23 protein-coding genes are annotated in these 24377 nt (G+C 67.3%); 12 read left to right on the forward strand and 11 right to left on the reverse strand.

Going from position 1 to position 24377, the window contains the following annotated elements; all coding sequences use genetic code 11:
- Positions 1-38 precede the first annotated feature (38 nt).
- Positions 39-1361: a M24 family metallopeptidase gene (locus tag ACOGI5_RS13010; RefSeq protein ID WP_419864835.1), complete on the reverse strand. Its 1323-nt coding sequence runs from the start codon at positions 1359-1361 to the stop codon at positions 39-41.
- Between the two features lie 522 nt (positions 1362-1883).
- On the opposite strand from ACOGI5_RS13010, the gene ACOGI5_RS13015 reads away from it, so the two are divergent.
- The 3 genes from ACOGI5_RS13015 to ACOGI5_RS13025 all read left to right on the forward strand — a co-directional run bounded on the left by ACOGI5_RS13015 (position 1884) and on the right by ACOGI5_RS13025 (position 3645).
- Positions 1884-2354, forward strand: coding sequence for a hypothetical protein (locus ACOGI5_RS13015; RefSeq protein WP_419864836.1), 471 nt, complete (start codon positions 1884-1886; stop codon positions 2352-2354).
- Between the two features lie 61 nt (positions 2355-2415).
- Positions 2416-2700, forward strand: coding sequence for a hypothetical protein (locus tag ACOGI5_RS13020; RefSeq protein WP_419864837.1), 285 nt, complete (start codon positions 2416-2418; stop codon positions 2698-2700).
- Positions 2701-2748: 48 nt separating this feature from the next.
- Positions 2749-3645: an MOSC domain-containing protein gene (locus tag ACOGI5_RS13025; RefSeq protein ID WP_419864838.1), complete on the forward strand. Its 897-nt coding sequence runs from the start codon at positions 2749-2751 to the stop codon at positions 3643-3645.
- Positions 3646-3654: 9 nt separating this feature from the next.
- On the opposite strand, the gene ACOGI5_RS13030 is transcribed toward ACOGI5_RS13025, so the two are convergent.
- The 4 genes from ACOGI5_RS13030 to ACOGI5_RS13045 all read right to left on the reverse strand — a co-directional run bounded on the left by ACOGI5_RS13030 (position 3655) and on the right by ACOGI5_RS13045 (position 8364).
- Positions 3655-4929: a CaiB/BaiF CoA transferase family protein gene (locus tag ACOGI5_RS13030; RefSeq protein ID WP_419864839.1), complete on the reverse strand. Its 1275-nt coding sequence runs from the start codon at positions 4927-4929 to the stop codon at positions 3655-3657.
- Positions 4930-4947: 18 nt separating this feature from the next.
- On the reverse strand, positions 4948-5703 hold the full coding sequence (locus tag ACOGI5_RS13035) for an enoyl-CoA hydratase/isomerase family protein (RefSeq protein ID WP_419864840.1): 756 nt from the start codon (positions 5701-5703) through the stop codon (positions 4948-4950).
- A gap of 61 nt (positions 5704-5764) precedes the next feature.
- On the reverse strand, positions 5765-6979 hold the full coding sequence (locus tag ACOGI5_RS13040) for a CaiB/BaiF CoA transferase family protein (RefSeq protein ID WP_419864841.1): 1215 nt from the start codon (positions 6977-6979) through the stop codon (positions 5765-5767).
- A complete protein-coding gene (locus ACOGI5_RS13045) occupies positions 6976-8364 on the reverse strand; it encodes a CaiB/BaiF CoA transferase family protein (protein ID WP_419864842.1) in 1389 nt (462 codons plus the stop codon). The genes ACOGI5_RS13040 and ACOGI5_RS13045 overlap by 4 nt, the downstream gene beginning before the upstream one ends.
- Before the next feature lie 182 nt (positions 8365-8546).
- Here ACOGI5_RS13045 and ACOGI5_RS13050 point away from each other — a divergent pair, with 182 nt between their 5' ends.
- The 3 genes from ACOGI5_RS13050 (at position 8547) to ACOGI5_RS13060 (ending at position 11544) form a co-directional block, all read left to right on the forward strand.
- Entirely contained in the window at positions 8547-8924 is a 378-nt protein-coding gene (locus ACOGI5_RS13050; protein ID WP_419864843.1) for a limonene-1,2-epoxide hydrolase family protein, read from the forward strand.
- 7 nt (positions 8925-8931) lie between these two features.
- Positions 8932-9711, forward strand: coding sequence for an SDR family NAD(P)-dependent oxidoreductase (locus ACOGI5_RS13055; RefSeq protein ID WP_419864844.1), 780 nt, complete (start codon positions 8932-8934; stop codon positions 9709-9711).
- A gap of 84 nt (positions 9712-9795) precedes the next feature.
- Positions 9796-11544, forward strand: a complete 1749-nt coding sequence (locus tag ACOGI5_RS13060; RefSeq protein WP_419864845.1) for an N-acyl-D-amino-acid deacylase family protein — start codon at positions 9796-9798, stop codon at positions 11542-11544.
- Between the two features lie 58 nt (positions 11545-11602).
- On the opposite strand, the gene ACOGI5_RS13065 is transcribed toward ACOGI5_RS13060, so the two are convergent.
- Both ACOGI5_RS13065 and ACOGI5_RS13070 read right to left on the reverse strand, forming a co-directional pair.
- Positions 11603-12835 (reverse strand): PLP-dependent aminotransferase family protein, encoded by a 1233-nt coding sequence (locus ACOGI5_RS13065; RefSeq protein ID WP_419864846.1) that lies wholly within the window; start codon positions 12833-12835, stop codon positions 11603-11605.
- Between the two features lie 5 nt (positions 12836-12840).
- Positions 12841-13254: a nuclear transport factor 2 family protein gene (locus ACOGI5_RS13070; protein ID WP_419864847.1), complete on the reverse strand. Its 414-nt coding sequence runs from the start codon at positions 13252-13254 to the stop codon at positions 12841-12843.
- A 170-nt stretch (positions 13255-13424) separates the two neighbouring features.
- Here ACOGI5_RS13070 and ACOGI5_RS13075 point away from each other — a divergent pair, with 170 nt between their 5' ends.
- Positions 13425-14762 (forward strand): ABC transporter ATP-binding protein, encoded by a 1338-nt coding sequence (locus ACOGI5_RS13075; RefSeq protein WP_419864848.1) that lies wholly within the window; start codon positions 13425-13427, stop codon positions 14760-14762.
- Between the two features lie 68 nt (positions 14763-14830).
- On the opposite strand, the gene ACOGI5_RS13080 is transcribed toward ACOGI5_RS13075, so the two are convergent.
- The 4 genes from ACOGI5_RS13080 to ACOGI5_RS13095 all read right to left on the reverse strand — a co-directional run bounded on the left by ACOGI5_RS13080 (position 14831) and on the right by ACOGI5_RS13095 (position 18795).
- Positions 14831-15721 (reverse strand): LLM class flavin-dependent oxidoreductase, encoded by an 891-nt coding sequence (locus ACOGI5_RS13080; RefSeq protein ID WP_419864849.1) that lies wholly within the window; start codon positions 15719-15721, stop codon positions 14831-14833.
- 56 nt (positions 15722-15777) lie between these two features.
- Entirely contained in the window at positions 15778-17382 is a 1605-nt protein-coding gene (locus ACOGI5_RS13085; RefSeq protein ID WP_419864850.1) for an acyl-CoA carboxylase subunit beta, read from the reverse strand.
- Positions 17383-17527: 145 nt separating this feature from the next.
- The gene (locus ACOGI5_RS13090; protein WP_419864851.1) at positions 17528-18256 is read right to left on the reverse strand and encodes a M48 family metallopeptidase; all 729 of its coding nucleotides are present in this window, start codon (positions 18254-18256) and stop codon (positions 17528-17530) included.
- 56 nt (positions 18257-18312) lie between these two features.
- On the reverse strand, positions 18313-18795 hold the full coding sequence (locus ACOGI5_RS13095) for a hypothetical protein (RefSeq protein WP_419864852.1): 483 nt from the start codon (positions 18793-18795) through the stop codon (positions 18313-18315).
- A 105-nt stretch (positions 18796-18900) separates the two neighbouring features.
- On the opposite strand from ACOGI5_RS13095, the gene ACOGI5_RS13100 reads away from it, so the two are divergent.
- The 5 genes from ACOGI5_RS13100 to ACOGI5_RS13120 all read left to right on the forward strand — a co-directional run bounded on the left by ACOGI5_RS13100 (position 18901) and on the right by ACOGI5_RS13120 (position 24373).
- A complete protein-coding gene (locus ACOGI5_RS13100; RefSeq protein WP_419864853.1) occupies positions 18901-20001 on the forward strand; it encodes an LLM class flavin-dependent oxidoreductase in 1101 nt (366 codons plus the stop codon).
- A 70-nt stretch (positions 20002-20071) separates the two neighbouring features.
- On the forward strand, positions 20072-21271 hold the full coding sequence (locus ACOGI5_RS13105) for a Rieske 2Fe-2S domain-containing protein (RefSeq protein WP_419864854.1): 1200 nt from the start codon (positions 20072-20074) through the stop codon (positions 21269-21271).
- Positions 21272-21410: 139 nt separating this feature from the next.
- Positions 21411-21869, forward strand: a complete 459-nt coding sequence (locus tag ACOGI5_RS13110; RefSeq protein WP_419865488.1) for a cupin domain-containing protein — start codon at positions 21411-21413, stop codon at positions 21867-21869.
- A 39-nt stretch (positions 21870-21908) separates the two neighbouring features.
- Entirely contained in the window at positions 21909-22658 is a 750-nt protein-coding gene (locus ACOGI5_RS13115) for a 3-oxoacyl-ACP reductase family protein (protein WP_419864855.1), read from the forward strand.
- 38 nt (positions 22659-22696) lie between these two features.
- Positions 22697-24373, forward strand: a complete 1677-nt coding sequence (locus ACOGI5_RS13120; RefSeq protein WP_419864856.1) for a thiamine pyrophosphate-binding protein — start codon at positions 22697-22699, stop codon at positions 24371-24373.
- Positions 24374-24377 lie beyond the last annotated feature (4 nt).

Genomic DNA, 24377 nt, shown 5'->3' on the forward strand with positions numbered 1-24377 from the left:
CGCCGCCACGGCCCCGACGACCCCGACGGCTCTGGGGCTCAGACCAGTCCGAGCGGCAGGCTTGTCAGCACCTCGTTGCCGGTTTCGGTGATCAGCACCTGCTCTTCCAGCTTCACGCCCTCGCCGCCCGATCTCGGACCGATGAACGCCTCCACGCACATCACCATGCCGGGCTCCAGAACCCCGTCGTAGCCGATCGAGTTCCACTTGTGGCGGTGGTAGATCGCCGGGTATTCGTCGCACAGCCCGACGCCATGGGAGATGACCGTGTAGCCGCGGTAATGCTCGGGGTCGGGGTACCACGCCTTGTCGGTGATTTCCCGCAGGGTTGCTCCGGGGCGGTGCAGCTCGGTGTTGCGCTGGATCTGTTCGAGTGCGAGCGACCACGCGTCGTGCTGGGCACCGCTGGGTCTGCCACTGCCGCACAGCCATGTCCGTGACAGGTCCACGCACATGCCGTAGGCGCCGATCAGGTCCGTGTCGAAACCCATCAGCTCGCCTGCCTGCACCCGGCGGCTGCTGGCCTCGTGATACCACGGGTTCGTGCGCGGTCCCGACGACAGCAGCCTGGTCTCGATCCACTCGCCGTAGCGCCGCAGGCTCCCTGCCCACAGCTCGGCCCACAGATCCAGCTCGCTCACTCCGGGCTCGAAGACGGCGGCCATGTCGCCGACCGCCGTTTCGCAGGCGTGCACGGCGCACCGCATGGCCCGGATGTCGTCGGGGCCCTTAATCGCACGGGCCTGCTCCATCAGCTCGCCGGCGCTGACCAGCTCGATGCCGCGGCACTCCAGGGCCCGGACCCCGCGCAGTTCGAGCTGATCGACGGCGAGGCGTCGCCCTCCCACGCTGTGCTCTTCCATCAGTGCCGCAATCTCGGCCGCCCACCGGTCGGCGACTTCGCCGGAGCGCGGCCCAGCCTTGAAATAGATGTACGACAGTCCCGGACGGATCTCGTCCACCGTCTCGGAGTGGGCATCGAGGAACTCCCCGTCGGAGAATTCGAACACCACCACCGGCCCCTCGGTGGCCACGAACGCATAGCGGACGGCGTTGTGCATGGTCCAGAGCGACATGTTGGTGGTGTCGGTGGCATAGCGGACATTGAGCGGGTCATACAGCAACGCTGCATCGCAGTCGGCGCCCCGCAACTGCTCGCGCACCCGCTCCAGCCGGTACCGGCGCATGGCGGAGCGGTTGGGCAGTTCGAGTCCGGCCGCCACCCAGGTGGCCTCCAGATCGGCGCCAGGTCCGAGCGCGTGCATGTTGAGATCGGTGTGATCCAGGAGCCACTGCGGCGGTTCGGCTCTCTCCACGCCGATCTTGGGACGGTGGCGAGCTTCGAATCCCCGACGTGACATGCCTGCCCGTCCCTCCCCACGTCAGCCAGGCCGCCGCGACTCCAAGACAGCGGTGCGCGGCGAGCCTAGAGCGTGTTGACAAAGTGGTTGGGGAGGTGGTGCTCCGATGGTTCGTCAAGCGGCGGTTTGTTGGTTGTTGTGATTCATCTTGGGTTTTGCGCAGGCTCTGGGGATGCCTGAGTTTCGTGGAGACGGATGCTGTTCCGGTGTGATGAACGGTGTGCGTGAAGGACAGGTCGGCGCTGCATCTTGTTCTGCCTCATGTTGTGACAGTAGATGTATGTGTTCTCATATTGTGACAACGGGTGTATGTTCTCGCATTCCGTTCCGAGAACCGGAACGGATGACGGAAGGAATGAGGCCTCATGAGACGACTGATCGCAGCACTGCTGGCGGTGCTGGCCGCGGCAGCGCTGACATTGACTATGGCTGTGCCGGCGCAGGCGACCGGCGAGCGGCGAGCCGGTCATAGACCCGACAGGCACCGAGACCCAAATCGAGAACGACGACGACGATGTCGAGTTGCCTGATGACATCGAGGCGCTCACGGCTGAGGCGATGCGCCGGATGGGTGGCGGCGCCAACGCCAATGCGTGGCCGTGCTTCCTCGGCATGGGATCGTGCGGTCGTGCCTCGACCGATACCGGCTATCTCGACTGCGCCGACGTTACCGTCGACGACATCGGAGTGTCATGGGCCGCGAACCAAGGCTACGACAGCATCCACATCGCGCCCACCGATCTCGGCCGCGCAGCGTCGCTGACGAGCCCGGCGGCAACCATCGCCGCCGCATGGGCCATGTACCGCGAGGCACGCTCGTGCCTGCGCAGCCACAGCCTCACCGTGAGCGTGAGGAGCTGGACAGCGATATGGCAGCAGATCCACTGCCATATCGTGTATCAGCTCGTCGGCGGAGGCGGCTCATGGGACCTCGAAGGGCACCGCTCAGCGAACCTCGGCTATCTGCGACCGTGGAAGCGGTGCGCCTGGTAACGCCATGAAACCTCTCCCAGTCCCAGCGCCATCCGGCGCATCACCGCAGCACCGATTTTCGGTGTGGGCGGCGCTGGGACTCTGGGCAGCCGCAGCCACAGCCATCACCCTCGCTGTCGGCGGTGTCGCCTTCACCGCAGTGTTCTGCGGCACCGATTGGGACACCGCCTGCACCCAAAACAGCGGAACCGGCTGGATCGTCATAGTGCTCTCCACAGCGCTCACCGTCGCCGCAGCTCTCCCCCTTCGGCGACCTGCAGTCACCGGCGTCGCCATCGCCTCGATCCCGCTGCAGCTCTGGTTCTACATAGCCTGGGCCATACCGACCGCTGCCACCAGCATCTGACAGCAGCCATCCGGCCCACAATTTGTCAACACGCCCTAGGGTCTGACCATGACCACGGAGAGCCACGACGGCGGATCGCTCACCGGTATCGCCATCCACCCCATCAAGGGCTGCCGCCGCATCGAGCTGGACTCGGTGACGGTGACCGCAACGGGGCTCGAAGGCGACCGGCAATGGCAGGTAGTCACGGATCCTCCGGAAGACAGTGCCCTCGGCGAGGCGGTCACCCAGCGCCGGAACGCGGCGCTCGCCACGGTCGCACCGGAGCCGATCGAAGGCGGCCTGACCGTCAGCGCACCCGGCGTGGGCATGATCGAGGTGAAGCGGCCCGACGCCAACGACGTCACTGTCCTTGCGCTCATCGGCGAGGAGGTGGCGTGCGCCGATGCGGGAGACGAAGCCGCCGAGTTCTTCAGCGAAGTGCTCGGTTTCCCGGCCAGGCTCGCAGCGTTGACTCCCGAGTCGTCACGGCCGATGCGGCTGTTCCGGGGACGCCCCACCGGATTCGCCGACGCCGCGCCCGTGCTGGTCGCCAGCACTGCTTCCCTCGACGATCTCGTTGCACGGGCGTCCGAGCCGTTCGGCATCGAGCGGTTCCGTGCCAACCTGATCGTCACCAACGACCAGCCGTGGGCCGAGGACACCTGGACCGAGTTCTCGATCGGACCCGCCCAGCTCGCCACCCGGGTGGTGTGGCCCCGCTGTGCCGTCCCGCAGATCGACCAAGACACCGGCGAACGGCACCGTGAGCCGGCCCTGGTGCTGCGCGAACACCGCTGGTGTTACAGCGCCGAAGGATTCTCGCCAGGCATGCGAGGGATGCTCGAGGGCAACGCCATGTTCGGCATCGCCTGCACCATCGATCCCGAAGGCGCTGTGGTCTCCGTAGGCGACCCGGTCATCGTGACGGCCACCGGACAGCCCCTGCTCGACCCACCGCGCTGAGCAGCGGCCTCAGTCGCTGGAGCGGAGCACGCCTCGCTCGGCCAGATCGGCTATTTCGTCCTCGGTCGCGCCGAGCTCTGCCATGACCTCGGCATTGTGCGCCCCCTGCGCTGCCGCCAGCGGCAATGGCGCCGTCGACAGGCCGTCGAATCGCCATGGCCCGCGCATCAGCCGCAGCTCGCGCCCGTCGGCCTCGACGCTGTAGTACGGCTGGATCGCCTCGGCCCACTCGGTGTCGAGCGCCTCGCCCGACGTCCGGATGCGACCGACAGCCAGACCGCCGGCTCCTGAGACCTGGTGCTCCAGCTCGTCGATGCTCCCGAAGGTGCGAATCCACGCTGCGACCTCCGCCATCAGCTCGTCGTAGTGCTCCCGGCGCAGCTCCGGCGTCTTGTAGCGCGGATCGGCCTTGAGGTCATTGCGGCCCATCATCGTGCAGTACCGGCCGAATGCCGGAGACCACACCGGCGACGCGGCAATGGTGATCAGCGACCCGTCGGCTAGCTCGAAGATCGGCGATTCGGGAGCGCTCAGCGCTGTCGGCTCCCCGAGCGGATCCAGCCCGTTGGCCTCCATGTGCAGCCGCTCGTTCACCGACAGCATCGTGGCCATCATCGAGACATCGGCGTGTGTTCCCCGGCCAGTCACGCTGCGCTGGAACAGGCCGGTGATGGCAGCGAGGGCGCCCTGGACGCCCGTGTACAGATCGGCCTGGCTGGTCGAATCCGTCGTGGGTCGGGTCAACAGGTCGCCGTAGTGGGCGAGATGCGTCGCCGTCGATCCGCTCTCGGCTTGCACTGTGGGCGCGAACGCGGGTCGGCCCGACCACGGGTTGTCCTGCCCGTAGCCCGACATGGACACATACACGACCATCGGATTGGCGGCACTCACCGCCTCGTAGTCCAGGCCAAAGGTCGCCATCGTGCCCGGCCGATAGTTCTCGACGATCACGTCTGCTCTGCTGCACAGCTCGAAGACAGCAGCCCGTCCCTCCGGGTAGTTCAGGTCGATGCTGAGGTTCCGCTTGCCGCCGTTCAGCTGCAGGTAGTAGCCCGATGTCGGTCCCGCGGAAGGCGATGCGGCCCGCGCGATGTCGGCCGCCGGTGGCTCCACCTTGGTCACCGACGCACCCATCTCGACGAGGATCCGGGTCGCCGTCGGTCCAGCGAGCACCCGCGTGAAGTCCACCACGGTGATGCCCGCCAGCGGTGCAGCGTGTGCCGGCGCCTCTGCAGGGTCGGCGTCACCTGCGCTGCCGGGCGGTTCGGAAGTCACGTCGGTCACGTCGCTGCCTCGATTCGCTCAGTTGCCTTCGAACACCGCTGTTCCGGGACCATCGGTGAACATCGCTTCGGTACCGCGTCGCACGTCGTTGGACGCCCACATCGTCGCCAGCTCACCGCTCAATGCTTCGTCGGCCGCTTTCGTGCCGTCGTTGACCGCGATGTTGACCACGCGCTTGATGACACCCAGCGCCACGGTCGGTCCCGCCGCAAGCTGGCGCGCCAACGACATCGAGGCCTCTTCCAGCTCAGCGTCGGGCACCACCAGGTTCACCACGCCCAGCCGTTCGAGTTCGGCAGGTCGGTAACGGCGCCCCAGCATGGTGATCTCGCGTGCCCGGGCCGGGCCCGCTCGTGCCACCAAGCGCTGGATTGCGCCCAGCAGCGGCACCAAGCCCAAGGTGACCTCCACAGCGCCCACCTGGGCCGACTCGGCGGCCACGATCATGTCGCACGCCAGCGCCAGCTCGAAGCCGCCGCCGAGCACGGCGCCGTGAATCGCGGCCACAGTCGGCACCGGGATCGATTCGAGCCGGTCGAGCACTGCCGCAGGGTCGCTGGCGGCACCGTCGTCGCCAGGCCCCAGCGCCTTGACATCAGCCCCGGCGCAGAAGTGACGCAGGTCGCTGCGCACCAGGATCGCCCGTGCGCCTGCCGCAACCGCATCCTCCTGGGCAGTGCAATAGCGATCGATGAATTCGTCACCGATCAGATTGTGCGGCGGGTGCGACAGCGTCACGATGCCCACTGCGCCATCGTGCTCCAGCCTGATCATCTCGGCTCCAATACTCAGGTCGGCTCCCGCTGCAGTCTTGTTGACGCAGTCGAGTCGCCGCTCAGCTCAACTCGCCGAGAACTTCGTCTGTGTGCTCGCCCAGCATCGGCGCACGATCCCAGGCCCACCAGTCGCCGTCGGTGTTGAACGGCGAACCGGGCACGGTGTAGCTGCCCAGCACCGGATGTTCTTCGTTCCGCCACCATCCGACCGCCTCGAGATGAGGGTCGGTGCGCAGGTCGCCGACGGTGTTCACCGGGGTGATCGGTATCCGCCGGCGCTGGCCCTCGACGAACAATTCCTGCTTGGTGAACTGCGTCGTCAGCTCCTCGACCCAGGCATCCACAGCTTCGAGCGCCTCGCGCCGCACCACGATGTCCACGAAGACTTCGTCGAGAATGCCTTCGTTGCCGGTGAGCTCGTTCACCCACTGCGCCACCGCGTTCCAGTGCGCCGGCTGGATGGCGATCATCGCCACATACCCGTCGGACGCCGGGTACATGCCCATCGGGCTCGTCACCGGACGGCGGTTGCCCGCACGAGGCCGCGGCACCTGATCGTCGAGATACAGCGGCACACCCGTCTCGGGCGACAGCCAGAGCCCGACATCCTGCAGCGACAGGTCGACGGTCTGACCCCCACCGGCGCGCATTGAGAGCATTGCCCCGATCACGGCGTAGAGCGACGCGCCGTGCATCAGCACGCCGATCTCGCCGCCGGGCGCCAATGGCGGGCCGTGGGGGAAGCCGACCGTGGACGCCAGGCCACACGATGCCCAGCCGATCAGGTTCGACGAGTGCCAGGCACGTCGCGGACCAGTCATGCCGAACGGCGTTACGGACACCCAGGTGAGGCCCGGAAAGTGCTCGCAGATGCCCTCACAGCCTTGAGGGAATCCGTCCAGGTAACCCTGGTTGGCGAGCCAGTCGTAGTTCTCTTGGATTGCAGGCGGCGCATCATCGAACACAACGTCAGCGGTCCCCAACAGCTTTACCAATGCATCGACGTCGTCGTCGTCGTCCAGATCCAGCACGACGCTGCGCTTCGAAGCTGCGTAGTACGCCCACCACAAGCTGGCTTCGGGACCGCTGTGCCCGGCAGCCATTGGCGGCATCTTCCGCACGGGGTTGCCCTGCGGGGGTTCCACGCAGATGACATCGGCACCGAGCGCCGCCCACACCCGCGTGCCGTAAGCGCCCGAAAGACCGGTCAGGTCGAGCACCCGGGTGCCCGTCCAAGGGCCCCGTCGCTGCTGGGTGGCCTGGGTGGCGCTCATTGCCCGCCGCCCGTGACGTTGCCCTCGTCGTCGTAGAACTCGGCGATGCCCACCGACCCGTACCAGCGGTCGAATGGCCGCTCCAGCACGAGCTCAGGCCGCGAATCAGTGAACACCTCACCCCCTTCGATCATCTGGGACACCTCGTCATCGGCATAGCCCAGCTCGGCCATGACCTCCGTAGTGTCGCCGCCCATGTTCGGACCCGCTCGTGTCACGAAGGGCGGCGTCCCGCTCATCCGCAGCGGGTCTCGCACGAACAGGTCCCTGCCGAGGCGGGGGCACGGGACGATCGAGTACGGCCGGCGGTCATGCACCTGAGGATCGACGAGAACGCCGGTGTGATCCAGCACCTCGTAGGCCGCGATGCCCAGCGCCTGCAACTCAGCGGCCGCCTGCTGCGGGCTGCGACGCGCCGTCCACGCCGACAGCTCCGCATCGATGGCGTCGTGGTTGGCGATGCGATCAGCCAGCGTCTCGTGCGGATAGGTCGACAACGCAGCCATATGGCTGGCGCCGTGCGCCCCGATGTTCCGCCATTCGGGCAGCGCTGCGAGTGACTGCCACGCCTCGTCGCTCTGCACCTCCACGGCCACCCACCGGTCGCCACCTGCGCACGGGTAGATGCCGGCCGGTGCCGACCACGGAACACGGTTGCCGTTGCGGAACGGCTCTGGCACGCCCAGGTCTTGACCCACCAGGTACGGGCCCAGAAACGACACCGTTGTCTCGAGCTGGCTGATGTCGATGAAGCGTCCCTCGCCTGTCTGGTCGCGCTCGTGCAGGGCGCTGAGAATCGCCATCGTGGCGTGAAGGCCGCCCATGTAGTCGGGCGGTGCGATGGACGGAATGCCTGCCGGCTCTTCGTGCGGGAATCCGGTGAGGGCATCCCAACCCACCAGCGGGGCCTGATTGGGCCCGAAGGCCCGGAAGGGGTAGTACGGCTTGTCCGGGTCGACGCCGAAGCCCGTCATGCCGGCATAGATGATGTCGGGCCGGAGCTCGACGACAGATTCGTAGTCGAGACCCAACTCGGCGATGCCCGGCGCTGCAAAGTTGGTGAGAAACACATCGCAGGTCGCCAGCAATCGCTTGGCGGCCTCGAGCCCGCCGGGCTGCTTCAGCTCGAAGCCCACCGATCGCTTGCCGCAGGACATCTCGGGCACATAAGGACTCGTGTCACAGAACACGTCGGCCAGCTCGGGATCTCGTGCCCATGCCGAGCCGAAGGCCCGCGCCACGTCGGGATAACTGCGGGCCTCCACCTTGAACACCTCGGCGCCGTGGTGGGCCAGGATCTTCCCGCAGCACGGCGCCGCCACCGCGATGCTGATCTCGAAGACCCGCACGCCTTCCAGCGGCCTGCGGTCAGTGCTACCCGTCATGGTTGACACCTCACCTGCTGCGGTTTCATAGCCCGCTGACCTTACTCTCGGCCACTCTCGGCGCTAGCGCCCACCGAAGTGCAGCTCGCGTCGTCCCGGCTGGGCAGCAGATCATGCTGCGTGCTACACCAGAGCCCCAGCGGCTGGGTCTGCCGGCCGTCCGAGACAGGAGCACAGCAGCCATGTCAGATTCCCCCACCGAGGTCGTCGGCAAGTTCATCGCCTGCATCGAGGCGAAAGACCTCGACGGCGCTGCCGCCCATGTGTCCGACGATCTCTATTACGACAATGTGCCGGTCGGCGACATGACTGGCCCGGATGCCATGAAGGAGTTCCTCAGCGGCCTGACAAAGGGCGACGGGCCCGTGGAGTTCGAAGTCGTGCGACAGACGGCCACCGGCAACACGGTCATGAACGAGCGCGTCGACCGTTTCCACACCGGCTCAGGCCGCCTCATCGAGCTGCCGGTGATGGGCATCTTCGAGGTCAACGACGGGCTGATCACGTTCTGGCGGGACTACTTCGACAACGGCATGTTCATGCGCCAGATCAAGGGCTGAGCCCGCTGTGGCGTACCAGTACGAAGGCTTCGACCTCACCGGCAAAGTCGCAGTCATCACCGGGGGCAACGGCGGCATCGGGCTCGGCTACGCCCGCGGCGTCGCCGCTGCCGGCGCCGACGTCAGCATCTGGGGCACCAACGCCGAGAAGAACGCGGCAGCCGAGGCCGAGCTGCAGCAGATCAACCCGTCCGCGAGCGCGCTGCGCTGCGACGTCTCGGACCAGGAACAGGTCGAGGAGTCCATGGCGGCGGTCGTGGAGCGCTACGGGCGCATCGACGCCTGCTTCCCCAACGCCGGCATCGGCACCCAGAACCAGCAGGGCTTCCACGAGCACTCCGACGAGGACTGGTTCAGCGTCATCGACGTGAACCTGCACGGCGTGTTCTTCACCCTGCGCGCCGCCACCCGCCAGATGATCGCCCAGGGCGAGGGCGGCAGCCTGGTGCTGACCTCCAGCGGCACCGCCATTCAGGGCGCCGCCCGCGGCCAGGCGTACGCGGCCACCAAGGGAGCGATGCTGGCGATGATGATGGGGCTGTCGGTCGAGATGGCCCGCTACAAGATCACTGCGAACGCCATCATCCCCGGCTGGATCGATACGGCGATGACCGAGCGCCTGTTCAACTGGGACAAGTTCGTCGACAACGTGATGCCGCGCATCCCGATGCGCCGCTGGGGAGTGCCTGACGACTTCGGCCCGATCGCGGTGTACCTGATGAGCGACGCTTCCCGCTGGCACACCGGCGACGTCATCAAGATCGACGGTGGTTTCAGCATTTTCTGAGCCCCGCAGGCTCTGCGAGCAGCCAGCGATTTACGAAGCTGTGTTAGGTTTTTTGTACTGCGCGCTGAGCCAGGGGGGAACATCGTGGAGGAATACGACATCCACATCAAGGACGGCACGATCGTGGACGGGACACGCGTGCCGAGCTTCCGGGGAGACCTGTGGATCTCCGATGGACGGATAGCCCAGATCGGCGGACGGCCTGACAAGCCGGCCAAGGAAGTCATCGATGCGGGCGGTTGCATCGTTGCCCCAGGCACCATCGACCTGCACACCCACTACGACGCGCAGATCCGCTGGGATCCCTACTGCTCCATCTCGAGCTGGCACGGGGTGACCTCGGTGGTGCTCGGCAACTGCGGATTCGGCTTTGCTCCCTGCAAGCCCGACTTCCGCGAGCGGTCGATGCTCACGATGGTGCGCACCGAGGCGATCCCGCTGGCAGCGATGCAGGAGGGCATGCTGCCCAAGTGGGACTGGGAGACCATCCCGGAGTACCTGGACTCGCTGGATGCCGCCCCAAAGGGCGTCAACGTGCTGCAGTACATGCCGACGGCCTCGCTGATGATCTACGTGATGGGCCTGGAAGCTGCCAAGACACGCCCGGCCAACAACGCCGAGCGCAAGGAGATGCAGCGCCTGCTGCATGAGGGCATGGACGCCGGCCTGTGCGGCTTCTCCATCCAGCGCCTCGGCCCCAATTCCACCCAGGCCGACTTCGACGGCTCGCCGATGGTCACCGACACCATGATCGACGACGACATCTTCGTGCTGGCCGAGGTGCTGCGCGAGCGCGACGAGGGCTTCATCCAGCTGACGCAGGCCACGAGCGCCGACGTCAACAACCCTGAGGACCTCGAGTTCAAGCGGCGGCTGGCGGAAGTGTGCGGCCGGCCGATCATCGACAACGTCGTGCCGGTGAGTCAGCGCAACCCGCGGGTGCACGAGGAACGGCTCGAATGGCTGGAACAGGCTCACAACGACGGGCTGCGCATCTTCGGCCAGGGCGCCTCGATCCGAACAGGCTTCGCTTTCTCGCTCGACGAGTGGAACCTCTACGACTCGAGCCCGGCGTGGCGTGAGGCGACCACGGGCTCGCTTGAGGACAAGATCCGCAAGATGTCCGACCCCGCCATCCGGGACCGGCTGCGGGCCGAGACCGACGAGGCGGCCACGCTGTTCGCGAACACGCAGGGCGCGGTCGGCGGGCCGCCCCGTAAGTTGGTCGTGCAGGGTGTGGCCCGGCGCGAGGACCTGCAGAAATACGTGGGCAAGTCGCTTGGCGAGATCGCCGAGATGGAGGGCAAGCACTACATCGACGTGATGCTGGACCTGTCGCTCGAGACCGACCTGCGCACAGAGTTCTTGGGCGAGGGCCCCGAGTTCAACGTGGATCACATGTCCGCCGTGTACACCGACTCGCCGTACACCATTCCCGGCGTGTCCGACGGCGGCGCCCACACCAAGTTCTTCACCGGCGGTGCCTGGACCACGGACTTCCTGGCATGGATGGTGCGTGACGAGCAGCGTCTCACCGTCGAGGAGGCCCACTACCGGATGTCGGCGCTTGCAGCCCATGCGGCCGGGTTCAAGGATCGCGGCGTGCTCGCCGAAGGCGCTCCCGCCGATGTGCTCGTCTATGACATGGGCGAGCTGGCCATCGATCCCGAGTGGATCGGCGAGGCGGTCTACGACCTGCCCGGCGGCGAGTGGCGCCGGGTGCAGCGTGCGCACGGATACCGGCACATCCTGGTGAACGGTGTTGAGACGTTCCGTGACGGCGAGTGCACGGGTGCGACCCCCGGCAAGCTCCTGCGTCACGGCCGCGGCTAGCGGCCGGTCGAACGCGGCGCGGCTAGCGGCCCGTCGAACGCGGCGCGGCTAGCGGCTGCTAGTTCGCGGCGATCACCTCAGCGAGGGCGGCTACACCGTCGCGAATGTCGTCGTCGGGCAGGCTGCCGAAGCACAGCCGCATCCGGCGCGCACCCCACGAAGGGTCAACCGACCACGCCGCTCCCTCGTTGAACTGGATGCCCCGCTCCGCAGCGGGCGCCAGGTAGCGCGCCGTGTCGGTGCCGGACGGGAACGTCAGCCACACGAAGATGCCGCCCTTGGGGTCGGTCACCTGCACCGGCCCGCCGAGCTTGATCGCCACACGCGACAAGGCACCGAGGTGCGTGTTCACTGCGCGACGGATCACTCGGCACTTCGCTCGCAAGGTGTCCCGCAGCTGGCTCACATGGTCGTCGAAGTGGGCGTTCGCATACTCGGCCAGCACAAGCTGCTCCAGTGCGCCGGTACCGGCATCGTCTTTTAGGGCAGCGAGCTGCCGGATGATCGGCACGTCGGCCACCAGATAACCGACCCGCAGGGCCGGGGCGATCGACTTTGAGAACGAGCCGCAGTAGACGACGGCGCTCTGCCCCTCCGACTCGGCGCAGTCCAGCGCCCGCAGTGTCGGCGGTCGCTCGCCAGTCCACTGAAGATCGGAATAACACTCGTCCTCGAAGATCGGCACCCCGAACCGGCGGGCGATCGCCAGGATCCGCCGCCGGCGTTCGACAGGCATGACCGAACCGGTGGGGTTCTGCACGGTCGGGATGGTGTAGATGAACCGCGGCGGCGTGCCGGCTGCAGCCAGCTCGTCGAGCAGCGATTCGAGGCGCTCGGGAATGATCCCGTCGTCGTCGAGCTCGGCTCCTACGCAGCTCGCGCCGCGGCGCTTGACCTTCGAGATCATCCCCCCGTACGTCGCCTCTTCGGCAACCACGACGTCGCCCGGACGCAGAAACGCTGCATTGACCAGGTCGAGGGCCTGCAGCGAGCCCGACACCACCAGCACCTGGTCGGGATCGGTCGGCATGTGGGCGTTGGCAGCGAGCGACTGGGCGACAAAGCTCCGCAAGCCCTCGAATCCCTGCGGGTTGCCACCCAGGTTGTAGGTGGCCAGGTTCGACCCGTGCTTGGCCAGCACCGCCATCGCCGCTTCTGTCAGTCCGCCCACCGGCACGCTGGGCGAGTCGTTGTTGCCACCCACGAAGCTGTACTTCGGGATCGGTGACCACGCGCCCGCGGGCGCGGGCAGCCCTTCGGCCAGCTTGCCTGCCATGTCGAACGCCGGCATGGGGCTCAGGCGTCCGAGACCACGATCCGCTGCTCGAACAGCCAGCCGCCGTCGGCCCTGCGGACGATGTCGTCGTAGTGGCCGACCAGCAGGATCCGTCCGCCTTCGGCCAGCGGCTTCACCATCTGGATATGACTGAACACGGTGGCCCGTTCGTCGTCGCCTTCCACCGGATCGACGACGACGTTGGTCACCCAGTGCTGTGCCGAAGCGAATTCGGCGTACTGCTGCTCAGTGGCATAGGCAGCAGCGAACGCACGCAGCTCGTCGCGGCCGTTGAACGTGCCCACGATCCCGATGAACTGCCCGTCCGGTGTGAAGGTGTTGGCGTAGCCATCAGCATCGCCGGTGTCGATCGCCTTGTTGTAGCGGGAGATCAGATCCCTGATCTCCACACGGTCATCGTTCGTCACGGTCACGGCATTCCCCAAGGTTCACCCTGCATGTCGATCTGAACCTACTTCGGCGTCGAACAGCCGGCTCGAGCTCAGTGCCGTTAGCTATGCCTACCAACTGGCAGCAGGCACCGTCATCACCTGGCATTCACCCATCTGGATACCTTCGGACGCGGTTGCATATACTCCTGTCGGTGCGCACCGTCCGGGCATTTCGGTCACAGCGACGCAGGCGCGGTACCGGTCCCGCTGAGTCGGACGCACGGCTCGGCAACAGCCGAGATCGCCACTGGCCCGGGGCTCGATCCATCGTCCTCGACAACGTCACGCACTCCTACGGACCCCTGCAAGCCGTTCGGACATCTGTCGACGACGCCGCCTCGGACGGGTCGGCGGCGAACGAATACTCGGTGCGCGAGCTGTCGCTGCGGGTCGAGCCCGGCGAGTCAGTTGCCCTGCTCGGCCCGAGCGGGTGCGGCAAGACAACGTTGCTTCGCCTGATCGCGGGGCTGGAGCGTCCCCTCGCAGGCACCATCCAGCTTGGCGACCGGTTCGTGGCAGGCCCGCCAGGCCGCGGTGGCACCTGGGTGGCGCCGGAGTCGCGCCGGGTGGGGATGGTGTTCCAGGACTGGGCGCTGTTCGGGCATCTCACCGTTGGCCGCAACGTCGGTTACGGGCTCGAACGGGCCAAACGAACACCGCGTCGCATCGGCGAAGCACTTGATCTCGTGGGCTTGGCCGGGTTCGAGGACCGCCTGCCGTCGACACTGTCAGGAGGACAGCAGCAGCGGGTGGCCCTGGCCCGGGCGTTGGCCCCGCACCCAGGGGTCTTGCTGCTGGACGAACCGTTCTCCAATCTCGATGCCTCATTGCGCGAAGAAGTCCGCAGCGAGGTCCGGCGATTGCTGATCGAGCTGGGCATTACGGCAGTGTTCGTCACTCACGACCAGGACGAGGCCTTCGTGGTGGGCGACAGAGTCGGCGTGCTGCGCGACGGCCGCCTCATGCAGGTCGACTCGCCCGACGAGCTCTATCGCCGGCCGGTTGATCCGTTCGTAGCCGACTTCGTGGGCACCGCATCGTGGCTGCGCTGCGAGGCCGCCGGCGGCATCGTGCACACAGCGCTCGGCCGCCTCCCGGTGGGCGGCACGGCATCTAGCGGTGGCAACGGTGCGCTGGATGCAGGTGCCCCGTCCGGCACCGTGGATGTGATGCTCCGCCCCGAGCAGCTTCGGCTGGGTGCGGGAACCGGCGCAGAGGTCGAGTTGGTGGAGTTCTACGGCCACGACTCGATGGTGGTGGCAAACCTTGACGGCACGCGACTGCGCGTGCGCTGCGGTCCCGATCCCGCCGTGCGTCGCGGCGACCCTGTCGCCGTCGAGTTCATCGGCACCGACGTCATGGCGTTTGCTTCGATGGGCCCGTCTGCGCATAGCGTCTACACCGAGGCCCTGGAACAAGCCGAGTTGCGCTTCCCCACGTCGGCCGAAGGGTCAGCGACGCCTGCCGAATTGGAGCTCTTCGCCGACTGAGCCTCCGGTCACGGACACAAGTGCCTGCGCCACAGCTTCAGCGCTCCCCCTCGCGGAAGGCCGGGTGACTACCCGGCAGCCCGCAGGGGCGCGATGACCTGCTCGGCGAACCGGTGGGCCGGCTCGGCGCTGCCGGGATTGCCGAAATCGAGCACGAAGTGGCGGATGCCCACTTCGGCCAGCGAGGCCAGGAACTCGGCGTACTCCGCGGACTCGCTGTCGTTCGTCGGCAGCGCCCGCTCGACGGTGGTCGACATCTCGACGTCTGCGGGGTCACGGCCCAGCCGGTCGAGCTCGTTGAGCACGATGCCGCACTTGCGCTTCAGCGCTTCGAGATCGCGCCGCCACGGCGTGTTCCAGATGTCGGCATGGCGGGCAGCGACCTTCAGGCCGATCTGCTCGCCTGAGGCCCCGATGCAGATGGGCGGCGGCACCTGAGGCAGGGGCGGCGCTGCTGCGCCGTCGATGCGGTAGTACTCGCCTTCGAAACTCGGGTTGTCCTGCGTCCACATCAGGCGGCAGATCGTGACCACCTCTTCGAGCTGCGCAAAGCGCACCTTTGGCGGCGGGAACTCGTAGCCGTAGGCCTCGTACTCATCACCCCGCCAACCGGCCCCGATGCCGAGGATGAACCGGTTGCCCGACAGGTACTGCAGCGTCGCCGCCATCTTCGCGGTGAGTGCCGGCGGCCTGTAGCCGTGTCCGAGCACGTGGTGGCACAGCTGCACGCCAGGCAGGCGGGCCGCGCACCAGGTGATGGCGGTCCAAGCCTCGAGAAACGGATCGGTCTTGGCGTCGAACCCGTAGAAGTGGTCGGCGATCCACAGGGAGTCGAAGTGGCCGATCACCTCGGGCAGCAGCCATTCCACCTGGTCGGCCACGATCGGGCGGTGGTCGCTCCAGCGGTTGCCGATGCACGGCGACAGCCACCCGAACCTGAGTCCATTTTCCGCAGTCACGGCGTCACGCTAACCGGCTGTTCCTGAGCGCTCGGGAAGATCGCCGCGGACCTGGGTCAGGGACGGACGGCGCGCTTGTTGGGTCGGCGGGCGAGCTCTTCGAGCACCGGCTGGGCCAGCTTCACGAACGTGCACGCCAACCGGCGGGTCTCTCGAGGATCGATGAGGTCGACAACGTCGCCGTGCATGGCCGCCTTGAACGGCGAGCGGAGGCGCAGCAGACGCTCCTCGATCATCTCGCGATGCGCCTCGGGATCGGGTGCAGCATCGATCTCGCGCCGGTAGGCCGCCGCGACGCCGCCCTCGATGGGTATGCCGCCCCACTCCCCCGCCGGCCAGCCGAATCGCAGATTGAGATTGTGCGGCAGGCCGATGCTGTTGGGCGCATCAGCAGCCACGCCGTAGGACTTGCGCACGTTGAACTCCACCTTCGGAACGCTGGCCTCAGCCGAGGCGATCAGCGCACGCACGCCGCGGCGCATGGTGGCCTTGCGCTCTGCGGCGGAGCCCAGCATGAACCCAGGCATGTCCAGGAAGATCACCATGGGCAGGTTGAACGCATCGCACAGGTCGACGAAGTGGGTGTACTTGTCGGCGCCGTCGCCGTCCATGGCGCCCGCCAGCCGCATCGGGTCGCTGCCGACCACGCCCACGCTGTAGCCGTCGAGCCGGGCGAAACCGGTGATGATCGCCCCGGCGTAGTGCTGGCGCATCTCGAAGAACTCGCCGTTGTCGACGACGTGGCGGATGAGCGCCCGTGCGTCGTAGCCGGCTCGCCGGTTCGTGGGAATGATGTTGAGCAGCTCTTCAGGGCGCCGGTCGGCCGGGTCGCCCGTGTCGACACGGGGTGCTACCTGCGCCGTGGTGTTGGGCAGGTACGACAGGAACGTGCGGATCTGTTCGAACGCGTCCTCCTCGCTCTCGGCCACGTTGTCGACCTGACCGCTCTCGTACACATGCATCCGGTAGCCGCCCAGCTCCTCCTTCGACAGCGATTCGCCGGTTGCGCGCTGCACCACCGGAGGCCCGGACGGGAAGATCTGCGACTGCCCCTTCACCATGACCGTGAAGTGCGACATGAGCGCCGCTGCGGCAGGCCAGCCGGCCACCGAGCCCATGATCCCCGCAGCCACGGGCACCCTGGTCAGCATCTCCACGCCCTGCCACCACATGTCGCCCTGCGGCAGCGCCATCTGGCCCGACTCCTCGTCCGAGCGGGAGCTGTGGCCGACGCCCTCACGAAGCTGCACGTACGGGATGCCATAGGTGATGGCCAGCGGCTGCGCGAACTGGTGCGGGATCTTGTGCACGTTGTGCGGGCTGCCGCCGGAAATGGTGAAGTCGTCACCGCCGATCGCTACCGGCCGGCCGTCCAGCTCGGCGAGGCCCATGACGTAGCCACCGGGCGTGAACCCGATGATGTTGCCATCGTCGTCGTATTCCGGACCGCCCATGAGCCCGCCCATCTCCACGAACGACCCAGGGTCGGCCATCTTCGCGATGCGCTCGCGCACCGTGTAGCGCCCGCCTTGATGCTGGCGGTCGATGCGCTCGGGCCCGCCCATCTCGGCGGCCAGCTCCTTGAGATAGGCGATCTCGGCGACCGCGTCCTCCCAGGACATTCCCGGCTTCCACGTCTCCCGGTCCGGGTCAACAGGCATTCGCGCTCTCCGTTCACACCCATGGAGCCGTGCACACGGCTGCGGCGGCCGCTGAGCGTGCGCCATCAGGTGCCCCTATGAATGTATGGCGCTCTGCCTGCCTGCGCCGGGGTCTGCGGATGGTCGCCCGCCGGAATCCCTTGGCTCACATCGGAAGCGTGCCCTCGACCGACCGCAACGCACGCTTGCGCTCGGCGACGTCGGGGAGGATCGTCTCGACGAGCGCCCAGAACGCCGGTCCATGGTTCCGTTCGGTGAGGTGCGCGAGCTCGTGGACCACCACGTAGTCCAACAATCGAGGGGCAAGCATCACGAGCCGCCAGTTGAACCTGAGCTGACCGTCCGCGGCGCAGCTCCCCCATCGCTTGCGCTGATCTCCAATGTGGATCTCCGGCATGGAGTCGCGTCCGAGATCGGGCCACCAGCGGTCGACGCTCGTCGTGACGTGCTCGCACGCACGCAGCCAGTACCACTCGGCGACTGCGCTGCGAGCTCGTCCCGCGGCATGCGCTTCATCGGTCTCCAGTGGCAGGAACACCTGCAATTCCCATGGACGGAAACGCACGTCGACATCGGCGACGCACCCGTTGCCGACGACCACGTTCACTTGCCGGCCGAGATAGGGAAGCGAACTCGGCAACTTGCTCGGTTCAGGCGACGCGCGCGGTGCCGCTGTGTGAGCGAGTATCCAATGCGCCTTGTTGCGGACGAACGCCGCCACCTCCTCAGACGGCGTGATTGCAGGCACCGCGACGCGGACGCCGTTGGGTCCAGCAGAGATCTCCATCGTCTTGTGCCGCCGCGTGCTGCGCTTGATCTCGTAGTCGATCACGGCGTCGCCGAATCGAATCCAGTCATGTTCGGTGAATTCCATCCCACGATCCTGACCGCGGGGTGTCACATCACCCGGATCACCTTCTGATGAAACTGTCATTGCTCCGAGGTTGGGGGCTCCGTTCCCACGAACTCGAGAAAGCACTGCGAAATCGAGGTCGCTGCGATGTAGCCGGTGGCCCCAGAGTCCTCGGTGGTGAATCCAGTGACGACGTCACCAGCGTTCAGCAGGATCGGTTCGCGCGCATCCCGCCGGGACCGTGATTGGCCCTCAGGCAGCTCAGCTGTCGCCGATGCCGACACAGCGACATGGCGGCATTCATGGCCGGAGAGTTCGTGCCAATGCCACCATCCCGCACGGATGCCCACACCCACCCGACACGAGACATCGGGGTGCGGCTCGTCGTGGTCCGAACGCCAGTCGAGCAGTTCGGCCGGCTCAGGCCCCGAATGCGCTCGGCACTCCCAGAGTCCTCCCTGCCCGAGTTCTTCGGCGCACCCACCCAGCAGAGCTGCCGCTAGTGCCACGATGCCGATTCCCAGCGCCAGGTTCTTCGTCGAGTGGCGGGAGCCAATCACACCGCAGAGAGTACGCAGGCCACTGACGGGGAAGCGTGGCCGAAGTAAGTTGCGGCTGCGAGGCGCGGGACTTCGCGGCGCTGCTGAGACTGACAGGGGATCACGATGGAACTGGGACTGTTCACGATGCCGAGCCACCCGCCCGAGCGCGACCTGCGCGAGGGGTGGGAGTGGGACCTGCAGGTCATCGAGTGGGCCGATCAATACGGCTTCGCCGAGGCGTGGATCGGCGAGCATCATGCTGCCAAGTGGGAACCGCATCCTGCTCCAGACCTGCTGACGCTGGAGGCTCTGCGACGCACGGAGAACATCCGCATCGGCCCCGGCGGTTTCCTGATGCCCTACTACCACCCCGCCGAACTGGCCAATCGCATCTCGTTGCTGGATCACATCTCCGAAGGGCGGCTGAATTTCGGGGTCGCCGCCAGCGGCCTGCCCAGCGACTGGGAGATGTTCGGCGTGGACGGCATGGCCGGCGAGAACCGCGAGATGACCCAGGAGTCGGTCGAGTTCATCCTGAACCTGTGGAGCCAGGAGCCCGGCTGGACCCACGAGGGCAAGCACTGGAAGGGCTCGGTGCCCCACGGCATGCCCGACATGGAGCTGGTGCACCACCTCAAGCCGCTGCAGCAGCCGCACCCGCCGATCGGTGTGGCCGGGCTCAACTCGCCGTCCCCGACGCTGGAGATGGCGGGCGAGAAGGGCTGGATCCCGCTCAGCCTGAACCTCAACCCGCAGTACGTCAGCGGTCACTGGGACTCCTACGAAGCCGGCGCACGGCGCGCCGGGCGGGAGGTCAGCCGCAGCGACTGGCGCATGGTGCGCGAGGTGTTCGTGGCACCCACCGACGAGGAGGCCTGGGAGCATTCCTACGGCGGGATGATGGGCCGGATGATGACCGACTACTTCATCCCGCTGCTCGGTGCGTTCGACTTCCACCAGTTCCTCATCGACGAGCGCAACCCGCCCGCCGACGGTGTCGTCACCGTGGAGTACTGCGCCCGTAACAACTGGTTCGTGGGCTCGCCCGAGACCGTGGCGGCGTCGATCGAGAAGGTCTACGCGGATGTCGGCGGCTTCGGCCACCTGCTGCTGTTCTGCTTCGACTACTCCGAGACACCCGAGAGCGCGGAGGCGTGGCGGCAGTCGATGGAGCTGCTGGCCCACGACGTGATGCCGCGCGTGGCGCATCTGACCGGCGACTGAACCCGCGCGAACCCTGAGTCCAGCCTCTGCCCGCCGGGTCCGGCGACTGGGGCGAATACAGTTGCGCGCCATGGTGTCGGCACCGCGAGCAGCAACCTCACCGGCACTTCGGACCGTGCGAGCTCAGGCCGAAGCGCTGGTCGAACTCGCCCGACACCGCATCTCCCAGTACTCCGGTATCGGCGCGCGACGCGCAGCGCGACGACCGCCGATCTGGCCTCCCGCCCCCGAACTCCCCAAGGGCGACCCCCGTCTCGGGCTGCGGGACCGCTGGTACTTGCTGGGCGTGGCCGACCTCGTGGGCGCCCGGCCGGTGCCGACCCGCCTCCTCGGCGAGGACTTGGTTGCGTGGCGCGACGGCGACGGCACTGCGCGGCTGATGGCGGACCTGTGTCCGCACCGGGGCGCACGGCTGTCGGTCGGCGATGTCGTGGGCGGGCAGTTGCAGTGCGCGTACCACCACTGGCGATTCGACGGCGAGGGCCAGTGCACGTCGGTGCCGTCACAGGGCGGTGCCTGCTCGCTGGCCGAGCGGACCCGCGTCAGCGTCAGTTATCCCGTCAGCGAGCAAGCCGGCTATCTGTGGGCCTGGATCGGCGAGAGCGAGCCTGCACCGCTCGAGCTTCCGGCTGAGTTCACCGACGAGCACTACTCGACGTTTCCCGAGACCGTGGAGTGGGGCGCCAACTGGATGCTCGGGCTGGAAAACCTCGTGGACCTGATGCATGCGCCGTTTCTGCATGCGCGCTCGATCACGCTGAGCGAGGGCGTCACGCACGACCGGGTCGTCGTCGACGACCACGACGACGGGTTCGAGGTGCGCCGCCGCGACCAAGCCGGCACCAACTTCGACTGGATCGACGTCCACACCGGGGCGCTGAGCTACGTGCGTTTGGACATCCCGCTGCCGCCCAGTGCCGGGCCGGGCCCGCCGCTGCGGATCCTGGGGTTCCTGACACCGCGGGACAATGCCGCCACGCTGGTGCACTTCCCCCGTTTCCGTGCGGTGTCGGGCCGCGAGCGCCGAATCTGGCGGACGCTCTACCGGCTGCGCCTGCGTGGCACCCACCTGCACGTGCTCAATCAGGACAAGGAGATGCTCGAAGGCCTGCGCACTGTCGAGGAAGCGCGTCGCGACGAGCATCTGGCGCAGGCCGATCGCCCTGTGGTGCACTTGCGTCGCGCGCTCGAAGGCGACTTCGAGGCGCAGCGGCAGCGTTTCGGACTGGCAGCCCGACCCGAGCCGGTGCAGCTGCTCGCCGCTGATTGACCGCACCGCTTCACATCGCACCGCCCACTCACTCGCCGCCCGCCGACACCACAGGACGACACCGATGAGCCAGACCGCCGCCCCAGCCGAGACACCCAGCGCAGCCACAGCAACTGACCTCGAGGAACTCATCGACTCGATGTGCGCCACAGCAGACAGCCGGCGTGAGGATTGGGACACGCTGGCGTTCCAGACCAAGGCCGGCCCGCAGTACCGGCGTGCGCAGATCCGCTACATCGGCTCGGGCGGCACCGGCAATCACGAGGGCGACGAACGCGCACTGGCGGCTGAGCACTTCACGTTCTCGAACATGCTGCTGCCGCCCGGTGCCGAGGGCCCTGAGCACACCCATCACGATGTCGAGGAAGCGTTCTTCGTGCTCGAGGGCGAACTCGAGGTCACCATCCACGACGGCGACGACGCCGCCAGCCGGATGCTCGGCTACCGCGACCTCATCAAAGTGCCCGCCGGCACCGCCCGCTCGATCCGAAATGTCGGCGACACCGATGCCCTGTTCGTGGTGATGCTGGGCGCATCGAAGCCCCAGCTGCCCACCTATCCCCCGCACTCCCCCATGGCGGGGATCACGCGGGACTGACCCGGTCGCACGGCCGGCCCGAGGTCAGACGGCACAGACATGAGCCTTCACGGTCGCCGCGTCGTAATCACCGGCGCCGGGCGCGGGCTCGGAGAGGCCATGGCGCATGCGATCGCCGCGGGTGGGGGTCACGTCGTGGTCGCCGAGATTCGGAGCGAGCGGGCCGACCGCGTTGTGGACGAGATTCATGCGGCAGGCGGCTCGGCGGAATCGCACACGGTCGACGTGGGCGATCAAGCCTCAGTGGCTGAGCTTGCCGCATTTCTCGACGGCAGCGGACCCATCTGGGGCCTGGTCAACAACGCCGCTCTCGCAGACGCCGTCGGCGGCAAGACGTTCTGGGAGATCACACCCGACGAGTGGGACCGCATCCAGCAGACGAACGCCCGCGGCCCGTGGCTGGTGAGCCGAGCGCTCGCACCGCAGATGCTGGCCACCGGCGAGGGCCGGATCGTCAACATCGCTTCGGATGCGGCGCTGTACGGCTCCCCACGGCTCGCTCACTACATCGCCTCGAAGGGTGCATTGATTGCCTTGACCCGGGCGATGGCACGCGAGCTTGGCGATCACGGCATCACCGTCAACGCAGTGGCGCCCGGGCTCACCGAGGGACCCTCTGCAGAACAGATCCCTTCGGAGCGCCATGAGCTCTATGCCGCCAATCGGGCCATCAGCCGGCCACAGCAGCCAGCCGACATCACGGGTGCCGTCACGTTCCTGCTGTCGGACGAGGCTGGCTACATCACCGGGCAGACCATCGTGGTGGACGGCGGCTTCGTGATGCCATGACAGCGCTGAACTGACGGTCCTTCCATGACGTTGACGCCATGACGACAGGCGGCTCTCCCGACCGAGACCGGAACGGCGGTGACTTGTTGGCCGAAGTGCTGTCGACGGTCGGGATCGACGCTGCCTTCGGTGTGGTCAGCGTGCACAACCTGCCGTTGGTTGACGCCCTCGCACACCGGTTGCGTTGGGTGCCGACCCGCAGCGAGGCCGCTGCGGTCAACGCGGCGGACGGCTATGCGCGAGTTGGCCGCACGCCCGGCTGTGCCGTGACCTCGACCGGCACAGGCGCGGCGAACGCAGCCGGGGCACTCGTCGAAGCTCTGAGCGCTGGTTCACCGGTGCTGCACGTGACCAGCCAGATCCCCAGCGAATACTTCGGCAAGGGTCGGGGGGTCATCCATGAGACCCGCGACCAGCTCGAGCTGCTCGCGTCTTGTTCCGTCTGGGCAACCACGGTGGGCGCTGACCCGACTGCCGACTTCGCCGACGCTGTGTGGCGGCTTCGCCAGCACCCGCGCGGCCCGGTGAGCCTCGAATGGCCCATTGACTTGCAGTACGCAGCGACGACGCCATTCGACGCCGTTCCGCTGCGTGACGGCTCGGGAGTCCCAGGGACAGTGCCCGCACCCGACGCGGAAGCCACGGGACGTGCCGCCGAGCTGATCGCCTCCGCGCAACGACCGCTGGTCTGGGCAGGAGGCGGCGCCATCGGCGCCGGCCCGCAGATCGACGAACTGCTGCGCAGCGCGGGTGCGGGCCTGTTCACCTCTAACGCCGGGCGGGGCGTGGTGCCCGAGTCCGATGCCCGCGTCATCGGCAACTTCGCCGCGTCGCCAGCTGGTGCGCAACTGCTGTCGCAGGCAGACCTGCTGATCTCGGTCGGCACCCACTTCCGCTCCAACGAGACTCGCAGCTACCAATTGAGGTTGCCGCCGCGGCACATCCAGATCGACGTGGACCCGTCAGCCATCGGCCGGGTGTATCCGACCGATGCGGGCATCGTGGGTGATGCAGCCACGGTGGTGGACGCGCTCGTCGGTCAGCTCAGCGACGGTGCGACTGCTGTCGAGAGCGGCTGGCAAGCAGCCGTTGCGGGAGCTCGTCAGGCATGCAGGGCGCAGCTTCGAGCCGACATCGGGCCCTATGCGGCGATCTGCGACATCATGGCGAGCGTGCTGGGCGACCACGCTCCGCGCGTGCGTGACATCACCATCCCCAACAGCTCGTGGGGCAACCGGCTGCTGCCGATGGTTGACCCCACCACCAATGTCGTCCCGCGTGGCGGCGGCATCGGACAGGCTGTCGGCATGGCGATCGGGGCTGCTGTGGCCAGACCGGCCGAACCAACCATGGTGATGGTCGGCGACGGCGGCATCGCGCCCCAGATCGGCGAGCTCGCCACGCTGGCCCAGGAGCAATTGCCAGTCACTCTGGTCGTGTTCGACGACGGCGGCTATGGCGTGCTGCGCAACACGCAGGATCGCCATGTGGGCCGGCGTTCGGGCGTCGACCTGCTGGCGCCCGACTTCACCTCGACTGCGGCGGCGTTCGGCTTCGGCTACTGCGACGTGTCGACACCTAACGGATTCGCCGCCGCCTTCGAAGCTGCGACTGCCAGCGGGAGCCCGCAGATGATCCGGGTGGACTGCGACAAGCTCGGTCCCATGCCAGTGCCGTTCGTCCCGCCCGTCGACGTGCCCTCAGGGGTCCGATGACGAT

Origin of the sequence: Candidatus Poriferisodalis sp., from assembly GCF_965208925.1 — a bacterium.
In the GTDB taxonomy this organism is placed as follows: domain Bacteria; phylum Actinomycetota; class Acidimicrobiia; order Acidimicrobiales; family Poriferisodalaceae; genus Poriferisodalis.

Bases quoted from the DNA above. Each gene is read 5' to 3' on its own strand.
- ACOGI5_RS13010 (WP_419864835.1), bottom strand. From the start codon at position 1,361: ATGTCACGTCGGGGATTCGAAGCTCGCCACCGTCCCAAGATCGGCGTG.
- ACOGI5_RS13120 (WP_419864856.1), top strand. From the start codon at position 22,697: ATGACGACAGGCGGCTCTCCCGACCGAGACCGGAACGGCGGTGACTTG.
- ACOGI5_RS13040 (WP_419864841.1), bottom strand. From the start codon at position 6,979: ATGAGCGCCACCCAGGCCACCCAGCAGCGACGGGGCCCTTGGACGGGC.
- ACOGI5_RS13115 (WP_419864855.1), top strand. From the start codon at position 21,909: ATGAGCCTTCACGGTCGCCGCGTCGTAATCACCGGCGCCGGGCGCGGG.
- ACOGI5_RS13110 (WP_419865488.1), top strand. From the start codon at position 21,411: ATGTGCGCCACAGCAGACAGCCGGCGTGAGGATTGGGACACGCTGGCG.
- ACOGI5_RS13050 (WP_419864843.1), top strand. From the start codon at position 8,547: ATGTCAGATTCCCCCACCGAGGTCGTCGGCAAGTTCATCGCCTGCATC.
- ACOGI5_RS13090 (WP_419864851.1), bottom strand. From the start codon at position 18,256: ATGGAATTCACCGAACATGACTGGATTCGATTCGGCGACGCCGTGATC.
- ACOGI5_RS13035 (WP_419864840.1), bottom strand. From the start codon at position 5,703: ATGATCAGGCTGGAGCACGATGGCGCAGTGGGCATCGTGACGCTGTCG.
- ACOGI5_RS13105 (WP_419864854.1), top strand. From the start codon at position 20,072: ATGGTGTCGGCACCGCGAGCAGCAACCTCACCGGCACTTCGGACCGTG.
- ACOGI5_RS13100 (WP_419864853.1), top strand. From the start codon at position 18,901: ATGGAACTGGGACTGTTCACGATGCCGAGCCACCCGCCCGAGCGCGAC.
- ACOGI5_RS13085 (WP_419864850.1), bottom strand. From the start codon at position 17,382: ATGCCTGTTGACCCGGACCGGGAGACGTGGAAGCCGGGAATGTCCTGG.
- ACOGI5_RS13065 (WP_419864846.1), bottom strand. From the start codon at position 12,835: ATGCCGGCGTTCGACATGGCAGGCAAGCTGGCCGAAGGGCTGCCCGCG.
- ACOGI5_RS13025 (WP_419864838.1), top strand. From the start codon at position 2,749: ATGACCACGGAGAGCCACGACGGCGGATCGCTCACCGGTATCGCCATC.
- ACOGI5_RS13045 (WP_419864842.1), bottom strand. From the start codon at position 8,364: ATGACGGGTAGCACTGACCGCAGGCCGCTGGAAGGCGTGCGGGTCTTC.